We start from the raw sequence: 26954 nt of genomic DNA, 5'->3' as shown, positions 1-26954 counted from the left end.
CCGGCGCCGACCCCCCCATGGTCGGCGCCGGGCCATCTTCTTCCTCAACTACCGCCACTGGAGGCCCCGTGTCATCTCCGCTTCTCCCCCTCGACGTCTTGGAATCGAGCACGCGCCGTGTCGTTCGCACCGGCGACGGTCGATTCTTCGCAGCAGCGGATGACGTCGCGGAGCCCGCAGTGGATGCACGGATCCAAAAACAGGCCTCAGCGCTCCATCGGCAGCGCGCGTGTTGGACCAGCCACCCGGCCACCCTCCACGTCGTAGGCGCGCCCGAGCCCTGGCAGAAGTCCCTGATCGCCGAGGTCCGCCACGCACTCGAGGCCCGCGGTATCACCTGCACGACCACAGCGGAGCCCGCCGATGCCGCGCCGCTGAACACCGACGTCGCACTTCTGCTTCAGAACGACCCCGCGACGCGCAGCCGCTGGTGCCGCCGCCTGCGCCCGAACGCGCCCGTGACCAGCCTCTACCGGGAAGGCGACCTCTGGTTCATCGACCCGCTGTGCACCTCACCCGGCGATCCGGACGCCGCTCAGGTGACCCGGCGGCGGCACGCAGCCAGCCCGGCCGCCCGCGAGTTGGAACTCTGGTGGGACAGCGCCGCACCGGGCCGCACCACCCAGGAACCGGATTCCGCCACACGGGCCGCGATCCTGACCCGGCTTCTCGGGATGCTGCACGCGCACTGGAGCGCCGGCCCCGCCGCCGATGCGGACCGACGCACCCTCTGGATCCACGACACCGTGCGTGGCACCGCCACAACGCATACCGTGCTCGGGTTCCCCGAGCCGGCGCCTCGCCCCTCATGAGAAGGATCTGCGGCCTGGCCACCGACGTGCATGCCGGATATCCGGGAGCCGGGACTCTCGTGATCCGCACGCCGTACGGCCGCAGTTCCCCCGCGGTTCGGGCCTGGGGCGGACGCGGTCCCACCGTGATGGCGCAGGACGTCCGCGGACGCTACGACTCCCCCGGTACCTGGATGCCGTACGCCGATGAAGGCAGCGACGGCGCCGCGACGCTGGCGCAGGCAGTCCGCCACGACATCGCGCATGGCCCGTTCTTCCCGGCGGGCTCCTCGTACGAAGCCCACGCCGCCCTCGAGGGCGAGCTGGCCGCCCGGAACGCCGGCATGAGCATCGCCGGCGTCCTCGCGATCGTTCCGGCCCTCGGCTTGTGGGAGACCGCCCACGACCCCGACGGCACGCCACGTTGGCGGGATCGCATCGGCTGGTGGCACCAACACGGATTCAGCAGCACACCTCGCGCGCCGCTTGCCCCCGGAACCCTCGATCAGCTGGCGCTCCGGGCCCGCACGCACGGTCCGCTCAGCGTGTTCTCCGGCGCAGAGTACGACGCCGATGCGCGGGCGGCGTGGCGGCGGCTCTGGACCGCACCGCCAGTGGATCCCGCCCGGTACGGGGGCCCGCGCGCTGCTCCGCTCCTGTTGGTCACGGGGCACCACGATTTCTTCCGCGCGGAGACGGTGGAGCTGGCACGAAACCTCACCGACACGGGCCGCAGCGTCGACGTCATCGACGGGCCGTGGGGTCACGGCCTCATGGCCGATCTTCCCGCGGAGACCGAGCGGGGCCGATCGATTCGGCGCGACGGCGGCCTGCTGGCCCACGTCTTCGGGTGGATTCGCGCTCGCATCGAGCACGAGGCTCCCCGCGGGACGTACACGGAGCTGACGACCCGCGGACCGCGCGTCCGGCCGCTGAGCACCGCTCTGAGCACCATCCACCTTCCGATCCAGGAGAACGCATGAGAGAACTCACCCCCGAGGCCCTTGTCGACCCGGTTGCCGGGATCGTGCGGCGCGTGAAAGACGTGCGCACGCCCGACGACGCGCCGGCGTCGTACACGTCCATGACGGCTGAGGTCTCCGACGCGCGCCGCCTGGGCGACTGGCCAGCCGACCGCGTCTCGCTCGGGACGACGTTCGGGGATCGCGACGGCGCCTGGATCGCCGCCGTCGCGGAGGCCATGGAACGGTACTGCGGGAACTACCTGCCGGCGCAGTTACCGGACGACGACCATGTCATCAGCACCCGGCGCGAACTCGTCGCGTCCGGTCGGCGGCCGATCGGTCTCGACCAACTGCCGCAGTGGGCCCCGTGGCAGCTCGAACGCCCGGGCTTCGAATACGAACAGCTCGGCGAGGACACGCCGGCCCTGTGGGCGCGCTGCCAGGACAGCGCGCACACCGGCGGGGACGGCACCGAGTTCTGGTGGCCGTCGGCTCTCGTCCATCTCAACTGGCGGCAACGCCGGTTGCGCCATCTCCCCAGGGTGCTGCACCTGAACTACGCGGGCATCGCCACGGGTCAGGGAGTCGACGACGCGACAGACCGCGCCGTTCTGGAGGTCATCGAGCGGGACGCCCTGGAGATCTGGTGGCACCTCGGCGGTCCGGCGGTCCAGGTCGACCCGGCCACCGTTCCCGGCCTGGTAGAGCAGATGGGCGACTGCCGGCTCGAATACTGGGCCGTGATGATGCCCAGCGAGTTCGCCCCGTGCGCCGCGGCACTCGTGCGCGATCCGAGCACGGGAATCTACGCCGCTGGCTTCGCCTGCCGCAATGATCCCGCTGAGGCGGTCCGAAAAGCCATGCTGGAGGCGGTGCACACCTGGATCTACACCGGCGGCACCGTCGACGCCGACGGCTGGGTGTTCCAAGCCGTGTCCGCGGGACTCATGGCGGAGGGGCTCTATTTGCGCCACCGCGCCGACGCCAGGTATCTGGACGACGCCGGCCAGCAGTTCGAACGGGTCCGCGATCTCGGCGCGCACGTGCAGATCTGGCAGGATCCGCGCACTCACGACCTCGCGGACCGCTTCACGGACCAAGGGGACCCGCAGCCCGTCTCCGCGTTCGAGTCGGTGGGCATGGACGAGGTCTACCGCCGGCTCCGCGCCGCCGGACACTCGGTCCATATCAAGGATCTGACCACGTCGGACGTCGGCCTGACGAGCCTGCGCGTCGTCCGCGCCCTGGTGCCCGGGCTGGTGCCCAACGCCCCGGCCGCCTTCGCGTACCTCGGCTCGCCCCGCTTGCTGGACGCCGCGACAGAACGGGGTTGGCGGGCCGAGCGCCCGAGCCTCCCGGAGGATTTCACTCTTGTCCCGCCACCCCACATGTAACCCGACGGAGCGACGCCGCACTCCCGAGGGGCTGGCTGCCGCTTTCGCGGACGCGCCGCCGGGGCGGATGCTGCCTCCGGGGCCCCGGGAGAACCGCTGGGCGGGCGACGTCACGCCGCCGGGTCGAGCAGCCCGAGTCCCCGCGGCCGCGATGGTCGCCGCGCTGCTTCACAGTCCGCGGAGACACCTGCGCCCCGACGGCGGCGAGACGCGGATCCCGCTACGTTCTGTCCCCTCGGCCGGCGCCTGCCAACCCGTCACGGCGCACGTGATCTGCGGTAACGACTGCGATCTTCCGCCTGGACGCTACGCCTTCGAAGCGGCATCGAATCGTTGGGTCCGCCGTGATGCGGAACCGCACGCCGCATCCCACGCGGGCGCGGCTCCGCCGGCGCAACCCTTTGTCGGCGCCGCCGTTCTGCTGACCGCCGCGCCTCGGCGCACACAGGCCAGATACTGGCACCGGAGCCCTCCGCTGCTCATCGCGGACGGTGCCTTCACCGCTGTCGCGCTGGCCCTGGCGGCGCGCGGTCTGGGACTGCAGGCACACTGGCGCCGCTCCGGTCCCGTCGCTGACGAACAGCAGCTGGCCCGCACGTTCTGGCTGCCCGCGCCGCACACGTGGGAGACGCACTGGCCTGGCACCGTACGCGAAGTCCCGCTCGCCCGCATCGACGTGACGCCATCGGGAGCCCTGCTGCCTGAGGTGAACGTGTCGGCGTCGGGCGGAGCGGAGGCACCCGAGCCACTCGACTCGTCGGCTGCCCGCGCGCCCTCCGGCAGTGCGCCCTACGGCAGTGCACCTCAAACGCAGGAGTCCGTCCGCGTCCCGGCTGACGTGCCGCCACTCCTGCACCCGGCGGCCCCGGACCTGCTCCTGAGCGATCCGCGCTTCGTCGGCCACGGTCTCTCCTTCGATGAGCTCGCCGCACGCCGCAGCGCCGAACCGTCCGCGTCGTCCGTTCCAGGAGTTCCGCCGCCACAGCCGACGGCGCCGTGCTGGGGTCCCCCGCCTCGGGGCGCCGACGTCGTCGTCCTGGACGCCCATGCCGCAGCCGCAGCGGGCCTCGGCGAGCGCTGCTCGGGCCAGCACTGGGTCGAGCAGTGCCCGTGGAACGTGGTGTACACCGCTGGCTCACCGGCGGCAGCCGACGATCCGGCGGTGCACTGGTGGGCAGGCCTGAGTGCGGCGCAGCTGACATACCGACATCACGCGCCGTGGCGCTTCAACCCGCCGGCGCAACCCGCCGCGGCGTCCACACCCACGCGTGCGGTCGCCGGATGGACACACGTCGCCGGCCGGGGACCCGTGCTCGGTCTGACCGTCGGGCAACCCCTGACCTCGCCAACACCTCGAGCTGCTGCCGCGCCGAACGCTAGGAGAATCCATGATTGACCGACGCCTGTGGCGAGCCACCCGTTCGCATCGCCGCCAACTGACCGCAACGACCGGCTGGCTGGTCGCCGCCACGGCCTCGTACTGGCTGCAAGCCGTCCTGCTCGCTTTGGCCTTCGCCGCGGCAGCCTCCGGACGATTCCTCGCGGTCCCCGCCCTGGCTGGCGGCCTGCTGGCCTGCCTCGCCGTCCGCGTCTGGCTGCAACGCCGACACCTGGTCTCGGCTCAGCGTCTCGGCACCGGCATCAGGTCGCGGCTGCGCGCCGCCATCCTCACCGCGTCACTCGCTCCGGAGCGGCTGCACGATCCGGCGGACCGGATCGGAGCGCGTTCGATGGCTGCGACGGAGGGGGTCGACGGCGTCGACCGCTACGTCGCACACTACATCCCCCACGCTCTGCAGGCGCTGGTGCTGCCTCCACTGATGTGCCTCGCTCTGGCCTTCATGCATCCCCTCTTCGGTCTGGCCGGACTGATCGGCTTTCTCATCGCCGTGGCGGGACCGCGGTTGTGGGACCGCCTGCTCGCCCGGCGCGGGTGGGCGCACGCGGACACGTTCGAGGCGCTGAGCTCCGACCTGTTGGAATCGCTGCGCGGCATGTCCGCACTGCGCACTCTCGGTGCGGTCCCGCGCGTGCGCCAACAGCTGGGAAAACGTTCCGATGCGCTGCACGAAGCAACGGTGAGCACCATGAGGGTCTCTCTGTTCAACACCGCGATCATCGACCTCGGAATCCAGGTCGGCACGGTGGCGGCTGGCCTGCTGGCGGCGGCCACCGCGGCCTCCGTGCCGCTGCCCGGCGGGCCAGGCGTGTGGCAGCAGGCGACACCGTACGTGGTACTGATTCTGGCCGGGGAGCTCTTCCGCCCGGTCCGCGACCTCTCGCGGCAGTGGCACTCAGGGTACTTGGGCCTCTCCGCCGTCACGTTGCTGGACCGCGCCCTGCCCGGTGGACTCGGCACCGTCGTCGACACGTCAGCCGGTGCGTCCGGACCCAGTGCCGGTGAACCTGCCACTCAAGCACCCGGGCCGGAAGGCGCTCGGATCGATGCGATCACGCTCGACGGTGTTCGTTTCGCCTACGCACCCGATGCACCCGCCGTGCTCGACGGCGTGAGCGCCCACTGGAGCGCCGACGACGGCCTCATCGGCCTGATCGGCGCTTCGGGTGCGGGCAAGACCACGTTGTTCGATGTGGTGCTCGGCATCTCTGCCCCCCTCGCCGGATCAGTCGCGGCACGGTCCGGGACGGCGCAGAACCCGCTTGCGCCCACCGACGTCGCGTACGTTCCTCAGCGCCCGGTGCTTTTCGCTGGAACGCTCCGCGAGAACCTGGCGCTGCCGACGGCGAACCAGCCCACCGACCAGCAACTCTGGGACGCTCTTGAAGCGGTACACCTGGCCTCCACCGTGCGCGGCTGGCCGCGCGGGTTGGACCACGAGGTAGCGGAAGGCGGCCGGTCGCTTTCCGGAGGCCAGCGGCAGCGCGTCGCCATCGCCCGCGCGCTGCTCACGGGACGCCCCGTGCTGCTGCTCGATGAACCGACCAGCTCGCTCGACGGCGAGGCGTCCGCGGTGGTTCTCAACACCCTGCGGGAGATCTCCCGGGTACGGCTGGTTGTCGCAACAGCGCATCAAGCTGACGCCGTCGCCGCATCTGACACGCTCTGGGCGTTGGAACAGGGCCAATTGCGCGCAGTACGCACACCGCACACCACCTCCGTCGGTGTCCCGGTGGAGACCAAGGCCACGGGAGGAAACGCATGAAGAACGAACCGTTGATCTCGCTGCTGCCCTATCTGCGCGGCGAGCGGAACATGGTGGTGTGGACGGCAGCCGTCGGGCTAATCAATCATGCGGCACTCGTCGCCCAGTCCGTCCTTCTGGCGTGGGTGGTCTCCCGGGCTGTCATCGACGGGGACGCGCCGCCGCTGCCCGCGATCGTCGCGCTCGGCGGCATCGTGCTGGTCAGGATGGTGGCGACGTGGCATGAGATGGACGTGTCCCACGCCGTGGCGTATCGGATCCTGGCCGCGCTGCGGGTAGCGCTGTTCGACGGTTTCGCCCGCGGCGTGCCAAGCCGTGACCGGAGTCAGCACACGGGGCGGCTGGCCTCAACGGCGATGGCCGACGTCGAGCGACTCGAGTTCTTCTACGCCCACACCACGGCGCAGCTGGCTTCAGCGGCGGTGCTGGTCGTCGCGGGCACGGCCGCGGCATTTATCGTCGATCCTCTGCTCGGGCTGGCCGTGCCTGTGGCCTCGCTCCTGCTGCTCGCCTCGGGGATGCGGGCCGCGGCTGCCGGCGACGCCCTGGGCGCTGAGGCGCAGCGCGCTCGCGAGTCCGTGGGTGCGCAGACCGTGGACGTGCTCGGCGGTTCCCGCGAAGTGATCTCCTACCAGCTTGGTGAGCACGTGATCAGCCGCCTGGTCGGTGCCGGGGAGACGGCGGACGAGGCGCGCACCCGCGTGGACCGGCACGAGTTGGGGTTGCAGCAGATCCGCGAGCTGACCATCCTGGTGGTTGTGGTCGGCGTTCTCCTGTTGGCGGCCCGGGGATCGCTGGCACCCGTCGATGTGGCTCCGGCCGCCGTGGGTGTGCTGGCCCTGCTGGCCCCGGTGGCCTCCGCGGCAGCGTCTTTGTCCCAGGTGTACCCGCACCGGCAGAGCGCACGGCGCGTCCTCGAAGGAATCGGGCTGCCCGCCGAAGGGCTCGAACCCGCGCCGAGAAGCCACGCCGAAGACGCCGCGGGCTCACCTGCCGCACCCTCCGGTCCGTGGGGCTGCACTCTCCGCGACGTTCGCTTCACGTACACCCGGGGTGCGGAAGCGGGCGACGCAGAACAGGCAATCGACGACCTCGTCTGCCCGCTGGTCGAGATCGACCCCGGCGAACATGTGGCCCTGACCGGCCCTTCCGGATCGGGCAAAACAACGCTGGTCCGCATGCTCGCCGGCCTGTGGGCGCCTGACGCCGGGAGCATTCAGATCTACGGCGCGCAAGGGCTGCGGATCCCTCTGGCTGAGCTGCCGTCGCAAACGCGGTGCCAACGCATCGCCGTCGTCGACCAGGACGCACCGCTCTTTCACGGGACACTGCGTGAGAACCTTCTGCTCGGAAACCCTCAAGCGGAAGATCCTGCGCTGCTGGCGGCACTCGCCGCTGCGGGAGTGGACCTCACCGGGGATCGCTGGCCGGACGGGCTGGGAACGCGGATCGGCGAAAGCGGCACCTCACTCTCCGGAGGGCAGCGAGCGCGCGTCGCGCTGGCTCGAGCGCTGGCGCAGGACCCGTGGCTGCTCATCCTCGACGAGACGACGGCGAGCCTGGACCCGCAGACGGAAGACGAAGTCATCCGTTCGGTCCGCTCGCTCGGGCGCTCGGTCACGGTCATCGCCGTCTCTCACCGCAGCAGCACGATCGAGGCCATGGACCGGCGGATCGCCTTGGGAACGGATGGAGCACATCCCGCATAGGCAGCCGTGGGCCGTCAGGTGAGCGATTCACTTCTCCGCAGCCGATGTGCGCGAAGCTCCCGCGTCAGAGCGACGGCGCCCACAAGGGTCAGAGCCGCGGACGCTGACGCGCAGACGATCAGCAGCCACCCCACGTCGGGTGCCCAGAGCGGGATCTGCATCAGCGAGAGGCCCATCAGTCCGGGAAGGACGATGCCAAGAACACAAGCCAGGGCACCGTAAACGCTGAGCGCGGCACATCGCCTGACCAAGAGCTGCCTCACCCTCAACTGGGGAGGGCTGAGGAGTCGAATCGTGCCTCGGACCAGAAGCACCGCTAAGACGATCGATAGAACACTCAGAACACTCAGCAGCACGGAGTAAGTCACAACTGATTCGCCCGTAAAGGGCGGAACCGATCCGTCGACCAAAGCGGCCATACCAATGGCTGTCTCCAGCAGCGCCTCGTCGTGGAAAACCCCGAATGCGTTCTGGAGGAGGACGACGGCGCGTTGCTGCGTCGGAAGTAAGATGACAGCGCTCTGATAACCGGGCACAGCACCTGAGTGCCACACAATCGACGTCTCAGAATCGACGCCGAAGCCGGCGAGTGAGCCCTGCCGCCACCCGAGACCATATGAACCGCCGCTTCCGGTCTGCACTGACGCCGCCTGCAACCGCACACGGTCCGAATCAGCCAGTACACGACCCGTGGGGTCACCGTTCAGATGTGCATCAGCGAATGCGGCCAGGTCGGTCACAGACCCGCCGAGATATCCGTATGCCAGCCCGGCTGCGTCATACGGGGCATCAAAAGAAACACTCTGACCGGCCACGAAACGATGTCCCGCCGGCACATGCTGTTTGACGTCCTGGCTGTCCGTCAGGACGTTGTCCATCTCCAGCGGCTCCAGCACGCGGTCGGAAAGGACCTCGGAATAGGGCTGACCCACCACAGCCTCCACCACACCAGCGAGGACCAGGTAGTTCGCGCTCGAATAGTGGTACCCCGCACCGGGCCGGTCTAAAAACTCGATACCGTCCAACTCACTCAACGCGTCCGCCGGACTACGTCGCGGATCGTCCCGGTCCAAGATCTGCAATGCCGCAGGGAGCCCACTGGTGTGATTGAGCAGATGACGGATGGTCACGGCGTCCCATTCACTGCCATACGAGGTGACTGCTGGCAGGTGCCGGGCTACCGGGTCTTCAAGCTTGAGCAGATCCTCGCGGGCAAGGGCCGCAACAAGGGTGGCGGCAACCGGTTTGGAGACGGATCCCCACAAGAACACAGAGTCGGCGTTCACTTCCGACCCGTCACTAGCGGTACCCATGCCGCCGGACTCCTCCATGCCGTGAGGACCGATCACAGCGTAGGCGAGGCCGGGAACATGCGTACTTTCCATTTGCTGGGCCAGATAAGTTTCCACCTCGCCAGGCGCAACGCCGCCATCAGCTTGGACTGCCCCGACCAAGGTCACACAAGCGGCTACAAGACCGGCAACCAGTCCACACCTCGATAACAATATGCGCATACTGCCATGATAACCATATGGCTGTATTGTTATGGCATGCCACGATCGTCTGACCATGAAGAACGTCGAACACTCATCGCCACGGCTTTCCAACGGCTGTTAGCCGAGGAAGGCCCGACCGCCACGAGCCTGGCCCGTGTTGCGCGTGAGGCACAGGTGTCCGTCGGATCTATCCAGCACTATTTCGCTGACCGGCAGGCGCTCCTTCATTTCTCCTATACGTCCAACGCCGAAGCCGTGGTTCAGCGTGTCCAGGTGCGAGTTGAACAAGGTGAACGAGACCGGGAATCCATCGCAACGATGACATTGGCCGGCCTCGGCCAACTGCTCCCGCTTGATCAAATGCGGCGAACGGAAATGGCGGTCCACCGACAGCTCCTCGCCGAAGCACCCTTCAACCCGGACTTGGCGAAGGTGGCCCAGAATGTCTCGCACGCCCTGCTCGAGCGTCTCGCCCTCGGAATCGCGAACGGCAAGAAGTGCGGCGAGGTCGATTCCTCGACAGACCCGGATGCGGCAGCAACTACACTGCTGGCCACCACTCAGGGCCTGGGTCTTGTGCTCGATACTTCCGGGAGGATCGTGCGCCCAGAAGATGTTTCGGATGTCCTGCAGCCCGTCGCTGCAAACATTTTCTCCGGACCGTGCCGCCATCACGACGCCGACCCGACACCGCGAGGAGTTCAGCCCACACCTCTCGCTAAAAGTGCAGACGAGCGCGATACTTAGCAGAACGTGTCATCAATAGAAGAAGAGGCGCCATGTCGTTTCAGGCATACCTTGACGCCGCTGAGGCGAAGACCGGCCTCACGCCACGTCAGCTGCTGGAGCTCGCCCAGGGCAGGGGGTACGACGGGCCGGACGTCAAAGCCGGGGAGATCCTGGACTGGCTCAAGAACGACTACGGACTGGGCCGCGGGCACGGCATGGCAATCGTCCACGTCATCAAGAACGGCCCGGGTATCGACCCGAAACACGTGGGGAGCTCCGGCTCGCACCGGGATGCATCCGACACGCTCTGGCTGGAGGGGAAAGCCAGCAAGCCGGCCTAGTCGCGCCGACGGCCGTCACCCCTGGGGGATGACGGCCGTCGCCGGCGCGGGCGCGTAGCCCGCCGATTCAGGCGCCCGCTCAGAAGGCGTCCGGGTAGAGCCCCTCGGCGACAGTGCGCACGGCTTCGATGTTGCCCCAGGCACCCGGCATGACCACGGTCGCGTCCAGCTGAATCAGCCGGTCGTCTTTGACCGCGGCGACCTCCGCGAAGTGCTTGCGCAGATACTCGCGAGTCGCCTCGGCTTGCGCATCATCGGCGGCCGTGAAGACGATGGCGTCCGGGTTCTTCTCCACGAGAGTCTCCGGCGAAATAGATGCGGCGAAGAAATCCGCAAACGCCGGGTCCTCCGGGCTGAACACGTTGTCCCCACCGGCGCGGGCGATGATGTCGTACTCCACGCTGGCGCCGATCGCACTCAGCGTCTCCGCCTCGACGTAGAGCTGGGCAACGCTCAGTTTGTCCTGGCTTTCGACGGCGTCTGCCACCGCCGTCAGCTCGGCTTCGGCCTCGGCGCGCAGCTCAGCCGCCGCCTCCTTCTCACCCAGCAGCGCACCGACCCGCTCGATGTCGTCGTAGATGTCCGTCACCTCGGCGTCCGAACGCCGGTCGGGGCAACCTGCCGCCGCCACGTAGACGGCGGCGCCAGCCGTTTCGAGCTGCTCCTGCGTGGCGAAACCCTGCTCCGCGTTGAACTCGTAGGTGGTCGGCGAGAGCACGAGATCGGGGTTCACACCCAACGTCACCTCACGCGACGGCGGGGTGCGGTCGCTCAGCAAGGTGATGTCGGCGTTTGAGCTGACGGACGATGAGACCTCCCCGGTGTCCGTCTGCGCCTCACCGACGATCCGGTCGGCTGCTCCGAGGCGGTCGACGAGATCCGTCATCCCCGGTGTCATCGTGACGATCCGTTCCGGCGCAGACGTCGTGCTGACGTCCGTTCCGCAGCTTGTCACCGTGGCGCCCGTCGCCTCCTCGGGCGCGTTCTCCACGGCCACCGACTGCCCGCATGCGCTCAGTGCAAGCAACGCGACGATGGACAGGGCCGGGGCCGCGAAGCGGGTTCGTTGAGTGGTGTTCATGAGTTTCCTTGTCTTCGATTTTCCTGCTGTAACTCAGGCTCTGGTGTGTGATGTGAGGTTTCTGCTCCGGGGCCGGCGGAAGGAGATCACCGGATGGCCCGCGTGGGGATTGGGGAGGTGATCGCTGACGACGCGAAAAGCGGGATCGATGACCTCCGGGCGAACCACCTCGTCAGGCGTCCCCTGCGCGACCAGCCGACCGTCGACCAGGACGGCGATCCGGTCGCAGAACTGTGCCGCGAGATTCACGTCGTGGAGGGCCGCGATCACGGTGACGCCGCGGGCCGCCACCAGCTCGAGCAACTCCAGCTGGTAGTGGATGTCGAGGTGGTTGGTGGGTTCATCGAGCACCAGAACGGGAGTCTGCTGCGCGAAGGCTCGCGCCAGGAGGACGCGCTGCTTCTCTCCCCCGGAGAGCGTGGAGAACTCGCGTCCCGCCAGTTGACCAGCACTGACCAGCTCTAACGCTTCGGCGGCGATGCGGCGATCCGCCGCCGAGGTGGCACCGAACCCGCCCTGGTGCGGAGTGCGGCCGAGCATCACGACGTCGTCCACCGTCATGGCGAAGTCGGAGGATCCCTCTTGCGCCAGAACGGCGACACGGCGAGCGGCTTCGCGCGGCGCCAGTGAGAGCAGATCGTCCCCCGCCACCCGGACGACGCCGGCGCTGGGGCGGTTCACCTTGTAGAGCGTGCGCAGGAGTGTGGACTTTCCGCTGCCGTTCGGCCCCAGCAGGCCCAGAAACTGGCCCGCTGGGACGTGCAGGTCGACGTCGTGAACGGCCGTGCGCCCCGCGAGGTCGACACTCACACCGTCAAAGGTCACGGCAGCCGGGTCCGCGGGCGACGTGCCGCTCATTTGTCCACCCCTCCCCGGGTCGCGCCTGAGGTGCGCATGAGCCACAGGAAGAAGGGTGCCCCGACCACTGCGGTGACGATCCCGATCGGGATCTCCACGGGCTGCAGGATGGTGCGCGCGGCCAGGTCCGCGAGCATCAGGAAAGCGGCGCCGCCGAGCATCGCCACGGGCAGCGAGCGCCGGTGGTCGGAACCGACCAGCATGCGCGCGACGTGCGGGACGATCAGACCCACAAATCCGATGCCCCCGCTAACGGCCACCGAGGTCCCGGTCAACAGCGCCGCACCGACCAGCACGATCCTGCGCAGCTTGTGCACGTCCACTCCCAGCGAAGACGCCGTTTCGTCGCCGGCCAGCATCGCATTGAGCGCGCGGCTCCGCGAAAAGGCGAGAGCGCCCACGAGAAGGAGTGCCACCAGGGGCCCAGCCACCTTGGCGAACGTCGCAGCCGAGACCGAACCGAGCATGAAGAACAAGACGCTGTAGACGTTCTGGGCTTCGGTGCTGATGGTCAGGAAGTTCGTGATCGCGGCGAAGAACGTCCCCAACGCGACCCCGGAGAGGATCAAGCGAGCCGGCGCGACGACGCCGCGCTGCGACGCCAGGAAGTAGACGAGCGCCGTCGCCAGGACTGCACCGAGAAACGCCCCGACGTTGAGTGAGATCCCGGCGACGGCGGTGCTGCCGAGCACGATGACGGAGACTGCCCCGAGACCGGCGCCCGAGGAGACCCCCAGGATGTACGGTTCGGCCAGGGGGTTGCGCACCACGACCTGCAGCAACGCCCCGGCGAGCGCCAAACACGCACCGACGACTCCGGCGAGCAGCGCCCGCGGAATCCTGAAGTTCCAGACCGCCTGGTCCTGGGCACTCGAGAGCGTGCCATCCGTCATCCACGGCATGCCGGGCACCAGGTGCCCCAGGACCACTCGCCCGGCGTCGGCGAGCGAGGTCCCCAGGGGCCCTGTGGCGCCGGAGACCACGAGTATCCCGAGGATCGCCGCCACCAGGGTGATGGCGAGAAGCCGCGCACGCCGATCGAGGCTGGGCGCGGCAAAAGTAACGGTAGTCATGCCGCCATCTTATATGAGAATGATTCTTATTAATGCAATGGCGGTGTGGTGTGGGCTAGCGGGACGTCATCGTGAAGGTGCGCGCGACGGCGTCGTGCAGGGAGGGCACGGCCGCAACGGAACCCAGCAGCCCGTTGCGCACCGGCAGCAGAAGCCCGGGAACGGGCCGACCCAGAGCCATGTTCAGATGCGCCCGTTGCGCCGCGGCCCGCGCGGCAGCTCGGCGCTGCGCCGCCCACGACTCCAGACGCGGGCCGACCTCATCTCCGGAGAGCCCGGAGAGGAGGTGCGGAGCGAGCGCCACGGCGTCGAGCCAACCCAGATTCATGCCCTGGCCGCCGATCGGGCTGATCTCGTGAGCGGCGTCCCCGACCAGCGCCACGCGGCCGGCAGAGAACTGCTCCGCGATCCGGCGCCGAACGCCGAACGCGCTGAGCATCGTGTTCGACCCCGGGTCGAGGACCACGCCCGTGCGTCGCCGCACCGCCTCCACGAGGGCGTCGAGCTCAGGCTCGCCGGCTCGCCGCCCGGTCCGGACCACCCAGCGCCGCCTGGCACCCGGCAGCGGGAAGGACTCGACGACGCCAGCTGACTCCAGATACAGCACCGCCCGCGCGTCGGCCTCACGGCCGGAGGTCTCGGCGAAGTCGCCCATGACGTACGCGTCCGGATAGGTGCGCACCGGGGCCGCAATCCCCGCCGCGTCGCGGACCACGCTTCGCGCACCGTCCGCAGCGACGACGAAGCGCGCCTCGATCTCACCCCAGTTCGTCTGCAGCACGACGCCCTTCGCGACCCGCCGGAGCCCCGTCACCTCGACGCCGCGGCGCGGCTCGACGCCGGCCCGCCCGAGGTGCCGCTCGAGCATTCCTTCGGTCTCCGCCTGCGGGAGCGAGAGCACGAACGGGTAGGGGCCCGGCACCGGCTCGAAGGACAGCTCCGCGAGCAGCCGACCGCGGCAGCGCGCCTGCCCGCCCGGGATGCGCACGCCCGCCGCGACTAGGTCCGCGGCGACGCCGGCCGACTCGAGGGCCGCCAGCGCCGGCGAGTGAATCCCGATCGCGCGGGAGTGCCCGCTGCGCCGGGTGCGCCGCTCCAGCACGACGACGTCGGCCCCCGCCCGGGCGAGCAGGAGCGCCGCGAAGAGCCCCACCGGCCCCGCGCCCGCCACGACGACGTCGGCACGCGCGGGGACCGCCGCCCCGGGGGCGGGATTGCGCGCTTCGCCCGATTCGCCTCGCATGTACCGACTCAGGCCCGACGGATCAGCAGATTGCGGAACGGCCCTTGGCGTTCGACCCGCCACCCGTCGGGCACGGCCTCGCGCAGCTCGTTCACCCGGTAGCTGCGCCGGATCGACGTCAGCCCGTCCTCGCGGATGAAAGAGGCCGGCAGCGGGAGGGTCCCCGCCGAGAACAGCGCGTAGCCGACGCGCGTGCGCGCGATGTCGCTATGCACCACGAGGCGGCCGGCGAGCGCCTCCGAGTCGGCCAGCAGCCCGGCCAGCTGCGCGTCGTCCAGATGGTGCAGGAGGTGATTGGAGGTGACGACGTCGTACCGTGCGCCCTCGGCGACCAGATCGGCGGTGTGTGCGCGGCGCAGGCTCACGCCGGGCACCGGCGGCAGCGAGCTCATGAAGGCGCCGGCGCGCTCGTCGGGGTCGATCGCGGTGACCTCGAGGGCGAGCCCTTCGCGCGCGGCCCAGCGCGCGAAGGCGCGAGGGATGTCGCCGGCGCCCGAGCCGACGTCGAGCAGGGTGGTGGCCCGCGTGGTCGACAGCGCGGGGCGAATGTGGCGCACCCACGTGCGGCGCCACCCGGAGACCGCGGCGTTGACGAGCCGGAACTGCCGGTAGGTATTCGCGAGCCGGACGGGATCGCAGTCGGGCCGGTCCATCTGCTCGACGGCGTGCTCGTCGCGGCGGGCGAGGAAGTCCATTCAGGCGGTGACCTTCGTGAACAGCGCGGTCTCCACGGTCAGGCCCGGCCCGAACGCCATCGCGCAGACCCGCGACGCCCCGGCGGGCCGCTCGTCGAGGAGCGCGCCGGCGTCGTTCGCTGCGGCCTCGGGCAGGTCGAGGATGTTCTTGAGCACGAACATGACGGTCGCGCTGCTCATGTTCCCGTAGTCGCGCAAGGTCTCGCGCGCCGGGACGAGCTGCTCGTCGCCGAGCCCCAGCCGCGCCTGAACCTTGTCGAGGATGCTGCGCCCTCCCGGGTGGATGCCCCAGTGCTCGATGTCCTGGTAGTCCACCCCGCGCAGGGACACGTCGCGCTCGAGCAGCGGGGCGAGCGCGCCGACGATGTGGTCGTCGATGATGTGCGGAACGTAATTTCCGAGCACCATCTCGAAGCCCTCGTCACCGATGTTCCAGGCCATCGACTCCTCCCCCACGGGCGTCAGCGTCGTCTCGAAGAAGTCGAGCGAGAGATGCGGGCGCGACGGCGGGACGAGGTCCGGGCGGGCGGAGATCACGGCGGCGGCCGCGCCGTCGGCGAAGAGGGAAGTGCCGACGATCGTGTCCGGGTCGTTCGAGCTGCGCACGTGCAACGAGCAGAGCTCCGCGCTCACGACCAGGACGACGGCGTCGGGGTCGGCGTCGCAGAAGGACTTCGCCGCACGCAGCGCCGGGAAGGCGGCGTAGCAGCCCATGAATCCGAGGTGGTAGCGCTGGGCGGCGGGGCGCAGGCCGAGCTCGCGGACGATCTTGTAGTCCGGCCCCGGGTTGAAGAAGCCGGTGCAGGAGACGGTGACGACGTGGGTGACGTCGTCGGGCCCGATCCCGTCCGCGGCGTCGAGGGCCTTGCGCGCGGCCTCGACGAAGAGGGCCGCGCCCGCGTCGGCGTAGACCTCGTTGCGTGCCTTGGTTCCGGGGCGGAGGATCTCCAGTTTCGCCGCGTCAAAGAAGACGGGGTCCTCGGCCTGCTGCTCGAGCGTCAGCTCGTCGACGGCGGTGTAGCGGGTCTCGATCCCGGACGAGTCGAACGCCGCAGTGACGAGCCGCTGCCCGAGCCGGGTCAGGCCGGGCTGCGCCGCGAAGACATCGCGCACCACGGACTGGACCATGACGGTCGAAGGGACGGCGGTTTCGAGGGACCTCATGAGCGCTGTCATGGTCCATTCTTAGGCCACGCAGTGACAGAAGACAACAGAATGCGCCGCCCGAACCGGTTGATGGCCAACATTCCTAGTCAGCATTCAGGTTCGGGCAGCGCGTCCGCGGCAACCGGCTAGCCGGCGGGCGTGTCGAAGTCCGATCGGTTGTGCAGTCGCGGATCGTCGCGGTCCGGGACCACGAGGACCGGGCCGCGTGCGTGGTGCAGCACGCCCTGGCTTGTCGATCCGAGCAGCATCCCGGCGAAACCGCCGCGCCCGCGCGTACCCACGACGGTGAGGCGCGAACGTGCGGACTCCTCGAGCAGCATCTCGATCGGTGGGCCGTTCACGGCCTCCGTCTCGATCTCGAGGTTCGGGAAGTGGCTGTTGAGCCAGCGTGCCCCGTTACCGAGCTGCACCTGGATGTCGGCCACGAGCGCCTCCTGGTCCACGGTCGCCGGCATCCAGGCCAGCGCGCCGCTGACCGGCGGGATCCCGCACACCACGCGCAGCGGCACGCCGCGCTCGGTCGCCCGTTCGGCCGCGATGAGCACCGCGTGCCGCGCCCGTTCGGATCCGTCCACACCCACCACGACGACGTCGCGCCGCTCGGGAGCATCCGTCGGGACGGTCGTGACGCACTGCGGCACGACGACGGTCGGGCACTTCGCGTGGGCCGGAAGCGCGGAGCTGACCGAACCGAGCATGCGCCCGACGAAGCCGCCGCGGCCGCGCGTGCCGACCACGATGAGGTCCGCGCTCTCGCTCAGGTCGAGCAGCACACCGGCCGGGTCGCCGGACTCGAGAAGCAGTTTGACGTCGATTCCAGTGGTGTCGAGACCATGAATCGCGTCACGCAGGACCTCTTGCGCGCCTTCGCGGATGACGTCGTCGTCCAGGGTCGCGTATCCCGCGTCCATACTGGACGCCGCGAACACCGGAATCGTGTACGCGGTGACGACGTTGAGGGGCATGCTCCGGCGGCGCGCCTCGTCAGCCGCCCATTTCAGGGCACACTGACCGGCTTCGGAACCGTCGACGCCCACGATGATCCCGCCGACCACGCCTTCGGCGCGGTCCGGGCCCGTGTCACCTTCACTGGGGTACTCAGTCATCGTCCAACTCCTTCGTGGATGGCAAACGCCGTAGTTACATTGTTCACCTTTCCCCACGTGTGGTCTACAACGCAAAAGTGCGAGCCATAACATAGGTCCATGCACAAAACTGGAGTACCCACGCAGAACGCGGGAGCCGGTCTGCTCGACCGCTATTTCATGATCTCCGAGCGCGGCTCGTCCTTCTCGCGGGAAATCCGCGGCGGCATCGCCACCTTCTTCGCGATGAGCTATATCGTGGTGCTGAACCCGCTGATCCTCTCCGGGGCCGATTCGACCGGGGCCGAGCTGGGGCCGGCCCGAGTGGCCGCCGCGACCGCCCTCGTCGCCGGCATCATGACGATCCTCATGGGCGCGTGGGCGAAGCACCCGTTCGCCATGGCCACGGGGCTGGGCGTCAACGCCTTCCTCGCAATCACGGTCGCGACCAATCCGGGCCTGACGTGGCCTGAGGTGATGGGGCTGGTACTCATCGCCGGCGTGACCATGATGATCCTCGTCCTCACGGGCTTCCGCACGGCGGTCTTCCGCGCCGTGCCGCCGTCGCTGAAGACCGCGATCGTCGTCGGCATCGGCATGTTCATCGCGCTCATCGGCCTCGTGAACGCCGGTTTCGTCCGCCGCGTCCCCGATGCTGCAGGCACGACAGTGCCCGTCGGCCTGGGCTTCGACGGCGAGCTGCTCGGCTGGCCGCTCCTCGTTTTCGTCGTCGGGCTTCTGCTGACGGCGGCCCTCGTGATCCGCAAGGTGCGCGGCGCGATCCTGATCGGCATCGTCGTCTCCGCGGCGCTGGCGAACGCCCTGGAGCTGGCCTTCGGGATCGGCTCGAGCGCCGAGAACCCACAGGGCTGGTCCCTCGTGGTCCCGGCGATGCCGGAGTGGGCATCCCCCGACCTGTCGCTCATCGGCGAGATCTCGGTCTTCGGCGCATTCCAGACCCTCGGCGTGACGGCGGCCGTGCTCCTGACCTTCGTCCTGCTGCTCTCGATCTTCTTCGACGCCATGGGCACGATGGTCGGCCTCGCCAACGAGGCGGGCTCCGTCGACGAGAAGGGCAACATCCCGAACGTCAACCGCGTGCTGCTCGTCGACGCCGCGGGCGCGATTGCGGGCGGCGGCGCCTCGGTCTCCTCCAACCAGATCTACGTCGAGTCCGGCGCGGGCATCGGCGAAGGTGCCCGCACCGGCCTGGCCTCGATCGTCACGGGCATCCTGTTCGTGCTGGCGATGTTCCTGACCCCGCTCATCCACCTCGTACCGTTCGAGGCCGTCGCCCCGGCACTCGTCGTCGTCGGATTCATGATGATCACCCAGGTCGTGAAGATCGACTGGACCGACTGGGGCATCGCCCTGCCCGCGTTCCTGACCTTCACCCTGATGCCGTTCACGTACTCGATTGCCAACGGCATCGGTGCGGGATTCGTGTCCTTCGTCTTCCTGCGCGCCGTTCAGGGCCGCGCCAAGGAGGTCCATCCGCTCATGTGGGTTGTCGCCGCCGCGTTCGTGCTCTTCTTCGGCATCGGCGTGCTCGAGCAGGCGATCGCCTAGCGCGCCTCACGGGCCGCGACGCGACGCCCCGAGCAGCAGCGCCCACTCGGCGTCCACAGCGCACCGACTCCTCCGCTGCTTCCACACATGCAAACCGCGGGTCCGCTGCCGGCTAGAGCAAGCGGCAGAATCGGCGCGTGGACCTCGACGACCTCCTGCGCCAACGCGGCGCTCTGACCCGACGCGACCTCGCGGATCGCGGGCTCTCGCGGCGCCGGATCGAAGCCGCATTCTCGAACTACCCTCGCCCGCGGGCGGACATCATCGCGGATCCTGGACTGCATCCCAACGCGATGGAGGCCCTACGTCTGGCTGCCGCGTTGACGTGCGTATCGGCCGCCGAGTTCACCGGCGGTTGGGTGCTGACAACGCCGTCCAGACTTCACCTGGCGACACCTCACGGTCATCCGCAGGGACCCTGCAAATTCGCCGTCGTCCGGCACCGCATCACCACCGCCGCGACGCTCGTCGTGGATCCGACGCAGATGTGCCTCCACGCCGCTGGCTGTCTTGAACCAGTCGAATCCGCAGTCATCGTCGAATCGGCGCTCGTCCGAGGACTCGTCACCCTCGACGACCTCCGCGCCCGGTTGGGGAACCGCCACGGCCGAAACGCTCGGCAGTCTCTGGACCTCGTCCGCGGAGTGGCCGGCTCCCCCATTGAAGTCGTCGTACGCGCGGGGCTGCTGCGGACGGGACTCGACTTCCAAGAACAAGCGGAGCTGCCGGGCATCGGCCGGGTGGACTTCCTCGTCGCAGGTCGGTTGATCGTCGAACTTGACGGCTGGCAGTGGCACGGGAACCGGGCAGCCTGGCAGAACGACATGCGCCGAGATCAGGAAGCGGCCCGCTCCGGCTACCGGTCCATCCGTTTCAGCGCCTCGCAGGTCCTGAACAGGACCGATTCCGTCATCGAAACCATCCGGGAGATCCTCGCCACGGGCACGGATGTGCGAATCCCCCCGTTTTCGCGCCGCGACGACCTCAACACGGTCTGCTGACTAGGGCGTCCAAAACTAGGGCCGCGCCAGCCTGGTCGAAAACGGGGCGATTCGCACATAGTCGCCCATCACCCGGCAAAGGTCCCGACCTTCGCCTCGTCCCAGTAGGCCGCGGGCACTCCCCCACCGAGCAGCTCGCGCCGCATGCCCGCCGCAGCGGCGTCCGCCACCACGGGCTCCTGCGAGCACGCGATGATCACGTTCCCGCGGCGCCGCCCCTTGAACATCGCCGGGTCCGCGACGGCCACGACATGCGCGAAGACCGAGCGCAGCACGCCAGCCTCGCGCCGGAAGTTCGCCAGATCCGGGCCGTCGCCGCAGTTCACGATGTACACCCCTCCCGCGTCCAGCACCCGATCGGCATCCCGCGCCGTCGCCTCCCCGGTCAGCGCCGCCGGGGTCGCATCGCCGGCGAAGACGTCCCGGATGACCACGTCGCGCGTGTTCTCGGTGAGCGAGGCGAGCACCGCGCCGGCCTCGCCCTGCCGCACGCGCAGCAGCGGTGCCCGCGGCAGATCGAACCAGTCGCGCACGTACTCGGCCAGCCGGCCGTCGAGCTCGACGACGACCTGCCGGGCCTCGTACGTCGCATGCACCCACCGCGCCATCGAGCACGCGCCTCCGCCCAGGTGCAGCGCGCGCAGCTTCCGCTCGCCGAAGCCGGACGGGTCGAACCGCGCCCGCATCAGCGCCGCGATCCACCGCATGTATTCGAAGTCCAGCCGCGCGGGCTCGGCCAGGTCCACGTGCGAAGACGGCACGCCGTTGACGTACAGGACCCACCCAGTGCTGCTGTACCGGTCGCGCTCCAGCCGTGCGAGACCCGTGTCGATCTCGAACTCACCCTCGACGGGCCCGGCCACCGCCGCGCTCACGGTCTCGGCCGCGTTGCGCGCGCCGCCCTTCGCCTTCTGCGTACGACGACGTCCGCCCACGCCGAGTCCTAGCCCGCCGCGTTCACGGCGCGCGCCCCGCCGGACGCGCCGCGCACCATGCGCATTTCGTTGAGGCCGGCCCAATCGAGCCCGCCGCCCTCGTCGGCAAGCGCCTCGATGCGGCCGTCGGCGACGAAACCGTGCTTCTCGTAGAACCGAACGGCCCGGCCGTTGCCCTCGAGCACCCAGACAACCGCGGGCTCGTCGCCGATGACGGTCGCCATCAGCTGCTCGCCGAGGCCTGTGCCCTGGGCGAACGAACGCACGTAGAGCACCTGCAGTTCAAGGCGGGCACCGGTGTCGGCGTCGTCGTCCGTGACCGGGGCCCCGCCAGCGCAGCCGACGATCTCGCCGTCGGCGTCGACGGCGATCCAGAACTCAGCGCCGGCCTCCAAGCCGTTGGTCCACCAGGCGACGAGCTCTTCCCGGCGGGCCTGCTCCGCGGAGAAGAACGACTCGGGGCGCCGGTCGGAGTAGGTCTCGCGCCAGGCGGCGAGCTTCATTTCGAGGGTTCCCCGGATGTCCTCGGCCGCCGCCTTACGGACGACGTAGCTGTGCTGCGACATCAGGCGGGGTCCCCTTCGGCGAGCGCGCGCTCGAGCCGGGCGACCTTGCCGTCGATCTCGCCGGTGTGCCCGGCGCGGATGTCCGCCTTGAGGACCAGCGAAACGCGGTCGCTGGCGGCGGTGACCGCCTCGGTGGCGCGCTTGACGACGTCCATGACCTCGTCCCACTCGCCCTCGATCTCGGTGAACATCGAGGACGTCCGGTTGGGCAGGCCGGAGGCCCGGACCACTCGGACGGCGGCGGCGACGGCGTCGTGCACGGACCCGTCGGCGTCCTGGGCGTTCATGGGGGCTACGGAGAAGGCGACGATCATGGCCTCAACCCTGCCACCTCGGCGCGCATCCGCGCCACACGCGGCGCACGCGAGTACGGGGCTTCACACAACGTCACGGGGCCGAATGTGACGGAACGCTCATCACCGTGGAACACTGGACGCTGCCCCGTTGGGGCAATCCCAGCCATGGCACCCTCACATTGTTACGGCCAGGCATGAGACAACAGGACCGATATGACTTCCAGCAAGACCACCGTGCACGAGCACGGCGCGGGCTCGACGACGAGTCCGGACCCGTCAGCCAACGAACTCGAACGTAAACTCTCGCTGCGGCACATCCGCTTCATCGCACTCGGCTCCGCGATCGGTACCGGCCTGTTCTACGGCTCCTCGGAGACCATTCAGGCGGCCGGCCCGGCCGTGCTCATCGCGTACCTGATCGCCGGCTGCGCGGTCTACGCGGTGATGCGCGCCCTCGGGGAGATGGCCGTCCGCCACCCCGTCGCCGGTTCCTTCGCCCAGTACTCGGGCCGGTACATCAGCCCGACCGCCGGCTTCCTGACCGGCTGGACCTTCGCGTTCGAGATGATCATCGTCGCCATCGCCGACATGACCGCCGCCGCGATGTATATGAAGATGTGGTACCCCGACACCCCCGGCTGGGTGTGGATGGTGGCCGCGCTCGTGCTTATCTGCGGCCTGAACCTCATGCGCGTGAAAGTCTTCGGTGAACTCGAGTTCTGGTTCACGCTCATCAAGGTCGTCACGATCGTCGCCATGATCGTCGGCGGCCTCGCGCTCGTCATCGGCGGCGTCAGCCTCGGCGGCTTCACGCCCGGTCCGCACAACTTCTTCGAGCACTCCGGCTTCGCGCCCTTCGGCGTCTGGGGCATCATCATGAGCCTGGGCATCGTGGTGTTCTCGTTCGGCGGCGTGGAGACGCTCGGCATGACCGCCGGCGAGGCCGACGACCCGGCCCGCGCGATCCCGAAGGCCGTGAACACCGTCCCGATCCGCATCCTCGTGTTCTACATCCTCACGATCGGCGTGATGCTCATGCTGATCCCGTGGACCGAGATCGGCTCGGGTGAGTCCCCGTTCGTCCAGGTCTTCGCCGTGCTCGGCATCCCCGGGGCGGCGCACGTGATCAACGCGGTGGTGCTCTCCGCTGCACTCTCAGCGATGAACTCCATCACCTACGCCGCGTCCCGCACGATGTACGGCCTCGCCGAGCAGGGCCACGCCCCGGCATCGTTCACGCGCGTCTCGAAGGCGGGCGTGCCCGTCCAGCCGGTCGCGATCGTCGCGTGCTGCCTCGTGATCGGACTGTTCGTCTACCTCTGGATCCCCGACCAGCTGTTCCTGATCGTCGCCTCGATCGCGACCTTCGCGACCGTGTTCACGTGGGCCTCGATCCTGCTCGCGCACTGCAACATGCGCCGCGAAATGGCGCGGAACGGCGAGCAGCCGGGCGGGTTCGCCGCCCCACTGTGGCCAGTGCTGAACTACTTGGGCCTCGCGTTCATGGGCCTGATCGTCGTCATCCTGGCGTTCACGCCGGCCGGGCGGGCGGCCCTCATCGTCGGCGGCGTCTGGATCGCGCTGCTCCTCGTCGGCTACCGACTGCTCGTCGGCCCCACCGGCCGGGTCCGCCCGGACCTGGCCCTGCGCGACTAGTCGCAGGTCACTGCCGCGGCGGCGCGCCGCGTGGCAGAATCGTCGCAGACGACGAGGCTGCCGCGCCGGCGTCGTCCTATCCGCCGGCCGAGTGAGAAGAGGTTGATCCCGTGGCCCGACTCATCGCCCTCGCCGGGCTGCCCGGCACGGGCAAGTCGACGACGGCGGAGGCCCTCGCCTCCCGCCTCGGCGCCGTCCTGCTCGGCGTGGACCCGCTGGAGGCCGCGATCGTCTCCGCGGGCGTCGAGCAGAAGCGGCAGCCGACCGGGCACGCCGCGTACGCCGCCGTCGAGGCGGCCGCTGAACCGCAGCTGCGCAACGGACTCGACGTCGTGATCGACGCCGTCAACGACACCGCTGAGGCGCGCGGGCAGTGGAAGCGCCTGGCCGAGCGGACCGGCGCCGAGCTGCTCTGGTTCGAGGTCGTGTGCTCCGACCCGACGGTGCACCGCATGCGTCTGCAGCAGCGCAAGCGGGTCGAGGATCCCCTCATCGGCGCCCCCACGTGGATCTCCCTGAACCGGCGGCGTTTCCAGCTCGCGCTGTGGAAGGATCCGCGCCACGTGCTCGACTCGCGGCACGCATCCGCCGAGGCTCTGGCCGCCGAGGCCGAGTCGCTCATCAACGCCGGCGCCAAGTAGCCGGCTCGCGGAAGCAGGGTCCCACCGGAAACGGACGGACGCGCCCAGCATGAACCCGCACAACACGACGGCGTCGCCCTCCCCGCGCGGGGTGGGCGACGCCGTCGTGCTCGCCTCACCAGGAGGCTACCGCTTGAGCCAGGCGGTCGAGTCCGCCGGCAGCTTCCCGTCGACGAGCGGAGTGCTGATCAGGAGGATCTCGCCGGCCGGCAGCTCCACCGGCTCAGCACCGAAGTTCGTCACGACGTGCCAGCCGCCCGGGCGGCTGAAGTGCAGGACGTCGGCGGCCCCGGTCTCCTGCCAGGCCAGCGCCTCTTCGGTCTGCAGCTCGCCACGCAGGGCGAGGGCTCGGCGGTAGAACGCGAGCGTCGATCCGGCGTCGGCTTCCTGCGCGCTGGCGGCGTAGTCGGCGAACCACTCGGGCTGCGGCAGGTGCGCGGTGCCCGCGCCGAATCCGAGCGCGGAACCGGTCGGCTCCCACGGCAGCGGGACGCGGCAGCCGTCGCGGCCGATGTCGACGCCGGGGTTGCGGAAGAACGCCGGGTCCTGGCGGTCCGCGTCCGGGATCTGCCCGGCCTCCTGCAGGCCGAGCTCCTCCCCCTGGTACAGGTAGGCCGACCCGGGCAGGGCCAGCATGAGGGCCGTGGCCGCCTTCGCGCGGCGCAGGCCGAGCTCGATGTCGACGGCGGCCGGGTCGCCGCCGTCGAGCAGCCACTGCTTGCCGTTGTTGCCGCCCGAGAACCCGTCGTTGAGGCCGCCGTGGACACTCGGCAGGCCGTAGCGCGTGGCGTGGCGGACGACGTCGTGGTTCGAGAAGACCCACGTGGTCGACGAGCCGGACTCGGTCGCGAACTCCAGGTTCTCCGAGATGATCTTGCGGAACTCCGCCGCGTCGAAGTCGGCGACGAGCAGATCGAAGTTGAAAGCCTGGCCCAGGCTCTCCGGCGAGGCGTAGCGGGCGCGGCGGTGCGGCTTCGGAACCCAGGCCTCGGCGACGGCGGTCCGCGGCGGGTCGTAGGAGTTGAAGACCTCGCGCCACTCGGCGTAGATCTCGTGCACCTCGTCGCGGTCCCAGATCGGGTGCTGGCCGTCCTCGAAGATGCTCCAGTCGCCGAGGATCGTGGTCAGTGCGTCGTAGGCTTCGTCGAGGTTCTTGGTCAGCGAGTGGGCCACGTCGATGCGGAAGCCGTCGACCCCGCGGTCGGACCAGAAGCGCAGTGTCTTCAGGAAATCTTCGCGCACGTCCCGGCGGTCCCAGTTCAGGTCCGGCTGCTCCTTGGCGAAGAGGTGGAAGTACCACTGGCCGGGCGTACCATCCGGCTCGGTGATGCGCTCCCAGGCGGGACCGCCGAAGATCGAGGTCCAGTTGTTCGGGGGCAGCTCCCCGTTCTCCCCCTTGCCCTCGCGGAAGATGTACCGGTCGCGTGCATCGGATCCCTCGGGGGCGGCGAGGGCCTCGCGGAACCACTCGTGCTGATCCGAGGTGTGGTTCGGGACGATGTCGACGATGACCTTGATGCCCGCGGCATGCAGTGCGGCGGTCATCTCATCGAAGTCGGCCAGGGTGCCGATCTTGGGATCGACATCGCGGTAGTCGGCGACGTCGTAGCCGCCGTCCGCGAGTTCCGAGGGGTAGAACGGGCTGAGCCAGACGGCCTCGATGCCCAGCTCCTGCAGGTAGCCGACCTTGGACGTGATGCCCTTGAGGTCGCCGATGCCGTCGCCGTTGGCATCGGCGAAGCTGCGCGGGTAGATCTGGTAGACGGAGGCCTGGCGCCACCAGTCGGCCGCGGCGGTTCGGGACGATTCGGTCATGATTGCAGCTGCTTCCCGTCGCGCGAACACTGGGCGTTCGGCACCCACTCGACTCGCGTCAACTAAATTTAGGATCTAAATATATCGGTGACGCCAAGTATGGGGACTCGAGGGGCATGCCGTCAAGGCCGGTTCGACCGCGAGCCCGCGGGTAGCAACCGGAAGATGACGGCACGGCGAACAGTCGTCGACAAATCCACATCTAATCTTGACTGTGTCCAGATAAGGAGTAGATTGGGCGCATGCGGACCGAGACTGATCACGAGCACCAGCTGCGTGAATCTGGCCTGCGCGTCACCCGCCCCCGGGTGGCGGTGCTGCAGGCCGTCGAGGCACACCCGCATGCGAACACGGACACCGTCCTGGGCGCCGTCCACGCGATCCGGCCGGAGGTTTCCCGGCAGGCCGTGTACGACGCCCTGCGGGCCCTGACCCAGGCCGGGCTGCTGCGCAGCATCCAGCCCGCCGGGTCGCTGGCACGGTACGAGTCACGGGTGGGCGACAACCACCACCACCTGGTCTGCCGGCAGTGCGGCGCCGTCGTCGACGTCGAATGCGCCGAAGGCAAGGCTCCGTGCCTGCACGCTCCTGAAGGCCACGGCTTCGACATCGACGAAGCCGAGGTCATCTACTGGGGTCTGTGTCCCGCATGCTCCGCCACAACCAATGCCCCTTGAAGCAATT

The 26954-nt window shown here is 69.2% G+C and carries 25 protein-coding genes; 13 read left to right on the top strand and 12 right to left on the bottom strand.

The annotated features are described in order from the left end of the window. The first annotated feature begins 68 nt into the window (after positions 1 to 68). Genes EV380_RS15080 through EV380_RS15055 form a run of 6 tightly spaced genes read left to right on the top strand, consistent with a single transcriptional unit; the run spans position 69 to position 8023 of the window. Positions 69 to 812 carry a hypothetical protein gene (locus EV380_RS15080; RefSeq protein ID WP_130451803.1) on the top strand — a complete coding sequence of 248 codons (744 nt, stop codon included), beginning with the start codon at positions 69 to 71 and terminating at the stop codon, positions 810 to 812. Continuing rightward, a complete protein-coding gene (locus EV380_RS15075) occupies positions 809 to 1774 on the top strand; it encodes a CocE/NonD family hydrolase (RefSeq protein ID WP_130451802.1) in 966 nt (321 codons plus the stop codon). The genes EV380_RS15080 and EV380_RS15075 overlap by 4 nt, the downstream gene beginning before the upstream one ends. Further along, entirely contained in the window at positions 1771 to 3150 is a 1380-nt protein-coding gene (locus EV380_RS15070; RefSeq protein ID WP_130451801.1) for a YcaO-like family protein, read from the top strand. The genes EV380_RS15075 and EV380_RS15070 overlap by 4 nt, the downstream gene beginning before the upstream one ends. Beyond that, positions 3128 to 4546 (top strand): hypothetical protein, encoded by a 1419-nt coding sequence (locus EV380_RS15065; RefSeq protein ID WP_130451800.1) that lies wholly within the window; start codon positions 3128 to 3130, stop codon positions 4544 to 4546. Before EV380_RS15070 ends, EV380_RS15065 begins: the two co-directional genes overlap by 23 nt. After that, positions 4539 to 6314, top strand: a complete 1776-nt coding sequence (locus EV380_RS15060) for an ATP-binding cassette domain-containing protein (protein WP_130451799.1) — start codon at positions 4539 to 4541, stop codon at positions 6312 to 6314. The genes EV380_RS15065 and EV380_RS15060 overlap by 8 nt, the downstream gene beginning before the upstream one ends. Beyond that, complete coding sequence (locus EV380_RS15055; RefSeq protein ID WP_130451798.1) at positions 6311 to 8023, top strand: ATP-binding cassette domain-containing protein; 1713 nt, start codon at positions 6311 to 6313, stop codon at positions 8021 to 8023. The genes EV380_RS15060 and EV380_RS15055 overlap by 4 nt, the downstream gene beginning before the upstream one ends. Positions 8024 to 8037: 14 nt before the next feature. On the opposite strand, the gene EV380_RS15050 is transcribed toward EV380_RS15055, so the two are convergent. Next, positions 8038 to 9432 (bottom strand): serine hydrolase domain-containing protein, encoded by a 1395-nt coding sequence (locus EV380_RS15050; protein ID WP_165391982.1) that lies wholly within the window; start codon positions 9430 to 9432, stop codon positions 8038 to 8040. 141 nt (positions 9433 to 9573) lie between these two features. On the opposite strand from EV380_RS15050, the gene EV380_RS15045 reads away from it, so the two are divergent. Both EV380_RS15045 and EV380_RS15040 read left to right on the top strand, forming a co-directional pair. Continuing rightward, complete coding sequence (locus EV380_RS15045; RefSeq protein ID WP_165391981.1) at positions 9574 to 10266, top strand: TetR/AcrR family transcriptional regulator; 693 nt, start codon at positions 9574 to 9576, stop codon at positions 10264 to 10266. 32 nt (positions 10267 to 10298) lie between these two features. Next, entirely contained in the window at positions 10299 to 10589 is a 291-nt protein-coding gene (locus tag EV380_RS15040; protein WP_130451795.1) for a DUF4287 domain-containing protein, read from the top strand. Positions 10590 to 10668: 79 nt separating this feature from the next. Here EV380_RS15040 and EV380_RS15035 read toward each other — a convergent pair whose 3' ends face one another. The 7 genes from EV380_RS15035 to EV380_RS15005 all read right to left on the bottom strand — a co-directional run bounded on the left by EV380_RS15035 (position 10669) and on the right by EV380_RS15005 (position 17812). After that, a complete protein-coding gene (locus EV380_RS15035; RefSeq protein WP_130451794.1) occupies positions 10669 to 11670 on the bottom strand; it encodes an ABC transporter substrate-binding protein in 1002 nt (333 codons plus the stop codon). Between the two features lie 33 nt (positions 11671 to 11703). Further along, on the bottom strand, positions 11704 to 12528 hold the full coding sequence (locus tag EV380_RS15030) for an ABC transporter ATP-binding protein (protein ID WP_102157853.1): 825 nt from the start codon (positions 12526 to 12528) through the stop codon (positions 11704 to 11706). Beyond that, the gene (locus EV380_RS15025; protein WP_102157852.1) at positions 12525 to 13601 is read right to left on the bottom strand and encodes a FecCD family ABC transporter permease; all 1077 of its coding nucleotides are present in this window, start codon (positions 13599 to 13601) and stop codon (positions 12525 to 12527) included. The genes EV380_RS15030 and EV380_RS15025 overlap by 4 nt, the downstream gene beginning before the upstream one ends. 55 nt (positions 13602 to 13656) lie before the next feature. Continuing rightward, positions 13657 to 14844 (bottom strand): FAD-dependent oxidoreductase, encoded by a 1188-nt coding sequence (locus tag EV380_RS15020; protein ID WP_130451793.1) that lies wholly within the window; start codon positions 14842 to 14844, stop codon positions 13657 to 13659. Between the two features lie 8 nt (positions 14845 to 14852). Further along, positions 14853 to 15539, bottom strand: coding sequence for a class I SAM-dependent methyltransferase (locus EV380_RS15015; RefSeq protein WP_130451792.1), 687 nt, complete (start codon positions 15537 to 15539; stop codon positions 14853 to 14855). Beyond that, complete coding sequence (locus EV380_RS15010; protein ID WP_130451791.1) at positions 15540 to 16715, bottom strand: type III polyketide synthase; 1176 nt, start codon at positions 16713 to 16715, stop codon at positions 15540 to 15542. It lies immediately after the preceding gene. 116 nt (positions 16716 to 16831) lie between these two features. Then, a complete protein-coding gene (locus EV380_RS15005) occupies positions 16832 to 17812 on the bottom strand; it encodes a universal stress protein (RefSeq protein ID WP_130451790.1) in 981 nt (326 codons plus the stop codon). Between the two features lie 99 nt (positions 17813 to 17911). Between EV380_RS15005 and EV380_RS15000 the strand changes: the two genes are divergently transcribed. After that, on the top strand, positions 17912 to 19360 hold the full coding sequence (locus tag EV380_RS15000; protein WP_130451789.1) for an NCS2 family permease: 1449 nt from the start codon (positions 17912 to 17914) through the stop codon (positions 19358 to 19360). A 137-nt stretch (positions 19361 to 19497) separates the two neighbouring features. Further along, positions 19498 to 20361 carry an endonuclease domain-containing protein gene (locus EV380_RS14995; protein WP_130451788.1) on the top strand — a complete coding sequence of 288 codons (864 nt, stop codon included), beginning with the start codon at positions 19498 to 19500 and terminating at the stop codon, positions 20359 to 20361. 68 nt (positions 20362 to 20429) lie between these two features. Here the strand turns inward: EV380_RS14995 and EV380_RS14990 are convergent, their stop codons facing one another. Genes EV380_RS14990 through EV380_RS14980 form a run of 3 tightly spaced genes read right to left on the bottom strand, consistent with a single transcriptional unit; the run spans position 20430 to position 22176 of the window. Next, positions 20430 to 21296 (bottom strand): spermidine synthase, encoded by an 867-nt coding sequence (locus EV380_RS14990; protein ID WP_242607648.1) that lies wholly within the window; start codon positions 21294 to 21296, stop codon positions 20430 to 20432. An 8-nt stretch (positions 21297 to 21304) separates the two neighbouring features. Continuing rightward, positions 21305 to 21862 carry a GNAT family N-acetyltransferase gene (locus EV380_RS14985; RefSeq protein WP_130451787.1) on the bottom strand — a complete coding sequence of 186 codons (558 nt, stop codon included), beginning with the start codon at positions 21860 to 21862 and terminating at the stop codon, positions 21305 to 21307. Beyond that, positions 21862 to 22176 carry a thiamine-binding protein gene (locus EV380_RS14980; RefSeq protein WP_102158274.1) on the bottom strand — a complete coding sequence of 105 codons (315 nt, stop codon included), beginning with the start codon at positions 22174 to 22176 and terminating at the stop codon, positions 21862 to 21864. The genes EV380_RS14985 and EV380_RS14980 overlap by 1 nt, the downstream gene beginning before the upstream one ends. 195 nt (positions 22177 to 22371) lie before the next feature. Here EV380_RS14980 and EV380_RS14975 point away from each other — a divergent pair, with 195 nt between their 5' ends. Together EV380_RS14975 and EV380_RS14970 are read left to right on the top strand one after the other, a co-directional pair. After that, positions 22372 to 23814, top strand: a complete 1443-nt coding sequence (locus tag EV380_RS14975; RefSeq protein ID WP_130451786.1) for an amino acid permease — start codon at positions 22372 to 22374, stop codon at positions 23812 to 23814. A 110-nt stretch (positions 23815 to 23924) separates the two neighbouring features. Continuing rightward, positions 23925 to 24455: a P-loop nucleotide/nucleoside kinase family protein gene (locus tag EV380_RS14970; RefSeq protein ID WP_102158272.1), complete on the top strand. Its 531-nt coding sequence runs from the start codon at positions 23925 to 23927 to the stop codon at positions 24453 to 24455. A 126-nt stretch (positions 24456 to 24581) separates the two neighbouring features. On the opposite strand, the gene EV380_RS14965 is transcribed toward EV380_RS14970, so the two are convergent. Further along, positions 24582 to 26270: a glycoside hydrolase family 13 protein gene (locus EV380_RS14965; RefSeq protein ID WP_130451785.1), complete on the bottom strand. Its 1689-nt coding sequence runs from the start codon at positions 26268 to 26270 to the stop codon at positions 24582 to 24584. A 242-nt stretch (positions 26271 to 26512) separates the two neighbouring features. Between EV380_RS14965 and EV380_RS14960 the strand changes: the two genes are divergently transcribed. Further along, complete coding sequence (locus EV380_RS14960) at positions 26513 to 26947, top strand: Fur family transcriptional regulator (RefSeq protein WP_102158270.1); 435 nt, start codon at positions 26513 to 26515, stop codon at positions 26945 to 26947. Positions 26948 to 26954: the final 7 nt, after the last annotated feature.

It is taken from the genome of Zhihengliuella halotolerans, assembly GCF_004217565.1.
Lineage (GTDB): Bacteria > Actinomycetota > Actinomycetes > Actinomycetales > Micrococcaceae > Zhihengliuella > Zhihengliuella halotolerans.
The sequence above is the reverse complement of the archived record's forward strand: the minus strand, read 5'-3'. Positions and strand labels throughout refer to the sequence as shown.